At 43.2% G+C, this 3,090-nt stretch carries 6 protein-coding genes; 3 read left to right on the top strand and 3 right to left on the bottom strand.

Annotation, left to right across the window (positions count from 1 at the left end; translation table 11 throughout):
* Positions 1-69: 69 nt before the first annotated feature.
* On the top strand, positions 70-537 hold the full coding sequence (locus ACQ4XT_RS20525; protein ID WP_249532048.1) for a glycoside hydrolase family 24 protein: 468 nt from the start codon (positions 70-72) through the stop codon (positions 535-537).
* Positions 534-995, top strand: coding sequence for a prophage endopeptidase RzpD (rzpD, locus tag ACQ4XT_RS20520; RefSeq protein WP_000092275.1), 462 nt, complete (start codon positions 534-536; stop codon positions 993-995). The genes ACQ4XT_RS20525 and rzpD overlap by 4 nt, the downstream gene beginning before the upstream one ends.
* 31 nt (positions 996-1,026) lie before the next feature.
* On the opposite strand, the gene bor is transcribed toward rzpD, so the two are convergent.
* Complete coding sequence (gene bor, locus ACQ4XT_RS20515) at positions 1,027-1,320, bottom strand: serum resistance lipoprotein Bor (protein ID WP_000738492.1); 294 nt, start codon at positions 1,318-1,320, stop codon at positions 1,027-1,029.
* Between the two features lie 289 nt (positions 1,321-1,609).
* On the bottom strand, positions 1,610-2,020 hold the full coding sequence (locus tag ACQ4XT_RS20510) for a DUF1398 domain-containing protein (protein ID WP_012775990.1): 411 nt from the start codon (positions 2,018-2,020) through the stop codon (positions 1,610-1,612).
* Between the two features lie 285 nt (positions 2,021-2,305).
* Between ACQ4XT_RS20510 and ybcW the strand changes: the two genes are divergently transcribed.
* Positions 2,306-2,512, top strand: coding sequence for a protein YbcW (gene ybcW / locus ACQ4XT_RS20505; protein ID WP_001031427.1), 207 nt, complete (start codon positions 2,306-2,308; stop codon positions 2,510-2,512).
* A gap of 164 nt (positions 2,513-2,676) precedes the next feature.
* Here ybcW and ACQ4XT_RS20500 read toward each other — a convergent pair whose 3' ends face one another.
* Complete coding sequence (locus ACQ4XT_RS20500) at positions 2,677-2,871, bottom strand: YlcI/YnfO family protein (RefSeq protein WP_001421937.1); 195 nt, start codon at positions 2,869-2,871, stop codon at positions 2,677-2,679.
* Positions 2,872-3,090 lie beyond the last annotated feature (219 nt).

The following is a 3,090-nucleotide window of genomic DNA, read 5'->3' as shown; positions in this document are numbered from 1 at the left end:
TACTTCGTTCAGTTACGTATTGCTAAGGTTAATAGGGAAACACGATAGAATCCGAACAGCACCTAAGAAATCAATAATCAACGTAAGGCGTTCCTCGATATGCTGGCGTGGTCGGAGGGAACTGATAACGGACGTCAGAAAACCAGAAATCATGGTTATGACGTCATTGTAGGCGGAGAGCTATTTACTGATTACTCCGATCACCCTCGCAAACTTGTCACGCTAAACCCAAAACTCAAATCAACAGGCGCCGGACGCTACCAGCTTCTTTCCCGTTGGTGGGATGCCTACCGCAAGCAGCTTGGCCTGAAAGACTTCTCTCCGAAAAGTCAGGACGCTGTGGCATTGCAGCAGATTAAGGAGCGTGGCGCTTTACCTATGATTGATCGTGGTGATATCCGTCAGGCAATCGACCGTTGCAGCAATATCTGGGCTTCACTGCCGGGCGCTGGTTATGGTCAGTTCGAGCATAAGGCTGACAGCCTGATTGCAAAATTCAAAGAAGCGGGCGGAACGGTCAGAGAGATTGATGTATGAGCAGAGTCACCGCGATTATCTCCGCTCTGGTTATCTGCATCATCGTCTGCCTGTCATGGGCTGTTAATCATTACCGTGATAACGCCATTACCTACAAAGCCCAGCGCGACAAAAATGCCAGAGAACTGAAGCTGGCGAACGCGGCAATTACTGACATGCAGATGCGTCAGCGTGATGTTGCTGCGCTCGATGCAAAATACACGAAGGAGTTAGCTGATGCTAAAGCTGAAAATGATGCTCTGCGTGATGATGTTGCCGCTGGTCGTCGTCGGTTGCACATCAAAGCAGTCTGTCAGTCAGTGCGTGAAGCCACCACCGCCTCCGGCGTGGATAATGCAGCCTCCCCCCGACTGGCAGACACCGCTGAACGGGATTATTTCACCCTCAGAGAGAGGCTGATCACTATGCAAAAACAACTGGAAGGAACCCAGAAGTATATTAATGAGCAGTGCAGATAGAGTTGCCCATATCGATGGGCAACTCATGCAATTATTGTGAGCAATACACACGCGCTTCCAGCGGAGTATAAATGCCTAAAGTAATAAAACCGAGCAATCCATTTACGAATGTTTGCTGGGTTTCTGTTTTAACAACATTTTCTGCGCCGCCACAAATTTTGGCTGCATCGACAGTTTTCTTCTGCCCAATTCCAGAAACGAAGAAATGATGGGTGATGGTTTCCTTTGGTGCTACTGCTGCCGGTTTGTTTTGAACAGTAAACGTCTGTTGAGCACATCCTGTAATAAGCAGGGCCAGCGCAGTAGCGAGTAGCATTTTTTTCATGGTGTTATTCCCGATGCTTTTTGAAGTTCGCAGAATCGTATGTGTAGAAAATTAAACAAACCCTAAACAATGAGTTGAAATTTCATATTGTTAATATTTATTAATGTATGTCAGGTGCGATGAATCGTCATTGTATTCCCGGATTAACTATGTCCACAGCCCTGACGGGGAACTTCTCTGCGGGAGTGTCCGGGAATAATTAAAACGATGCACACAGGGTTTAGCGCGTACACGTATTGCATTATGCCAACGCCCCGGTGCTGACACGGAAGAAACCGGACGTTATGATTTAGCGTGGAAAGATTTGTGTAGTGTTCTGAATGCTCTCAGTAAATAGTAATGAATTATCAAAGGTATAGTAATATCTTTTATGTTCATGGATATTTGTAACCCATCGGAAAACTCCTGCTTTAGCAAGATTTTCCCTGTATTGCTGAAATGTGATTTCTCTTGATTTCAACCTATCATAGGACGTTTCTATAAGATGCGTGTTTCTTGAGAATTTAACATTTACAACCTTTTTAAGTCCTTTTATTAACACGGTGTTATCGTTTTCTAACACGATGTGAATATTATCTGTGGCTAGATAGTAAATATAATGTGAGACGTTGTGACGTTTTAGTTCAGAATAAAACAATTCACAGTCTAAATCTTTTCGCACTTGATCGAATATTTCTTTAAAAATGGCAACCTGAGCCATTGGTAAAACCTTCCATGTGATACGAGGGCGCGTAGTTTGCATTATCGTTTTTATCGTTTCAATCTGGTCTGACCTCCTTGTGTTTTGTTGATGATTTATGTCAAATATTAGGAATGTTTTCACTTAATAGTATTGGTTGCGTAACAAAGTGCGGTCCTGCTGGCATTCTGGAGGGAAATACAACCGACAGATGTATGTAAGGCCAACGTGCTCAAATCTTCATACAGAAAGATTTGAAGTAATATTTTAACCGCTAGATGAAGAGCAAGCGCATGGAGCGACAAAATGAATAAAGAACAATCTGCTGATGATCCCTCCGTGGATCTGATTCGTGTAAAAAATATGCTTAATAGCACCATTTCTATGAGTTACCCTGATGTTGTAATTGCATGTATAGAACATAAGGTGTCTCTGGAAGCATTCAGAGCAATTGAGGCAGCGTTGGTGAAGCACGATAATAATATGAAGGATTATTCCCTGGTGGTTGACTGATCACCATAACTGCTAATCATTCAAACTATTTAGTCTGTGACAGAGCCAACACGCAGTCTGTCACTGTCAGGAAAGTGGTAAAACTGCAACTCAATTACTGCAATGCCCTCGTAATTAAGTGAATTTACAATATCGTCCTGTTCGGAGGGAAGAACGCGGGATGTTCATTCTTCATCACTTTTAATTGATGTATATGCTCTCTTTTCTGACGTTAGTCTCCGACGGCAGGCTTCAATGACCCAGGCTGAGAAATTCCCGGACCCTTTTTGCTCAAGAGCGATGTTAATTTGTTCAATCATTTGGTTAGGAAAGCGGATGTTGCGGGTTGTTGTTCTGCGGGTTCTGTTCTTCGTTGACATGAGGTTGCCCCGTATTCAGTGTCGCTGATTTGTATTGTCTGAAGTTGTTTTTACGTTAAGTTGATGCAGATCAATTAATACGATACCTGCGTCATAATTGATTATTTGACGTGGTTTGATGGCCTCCACGCACGTTGTGATATGTAGATGATAATCATTATCACTTTACGGGTCCTTTCCGGTGAAAAAAAAGGTACCAAAAAAAACATCGTCGTGAGT

It is taken from the genome of Halobacillus sp. 12SKB (genome assembly GCF_052941655.1).
This window is presented reverse-complemented; position numbering and strand designations above follow the sequence as displayed.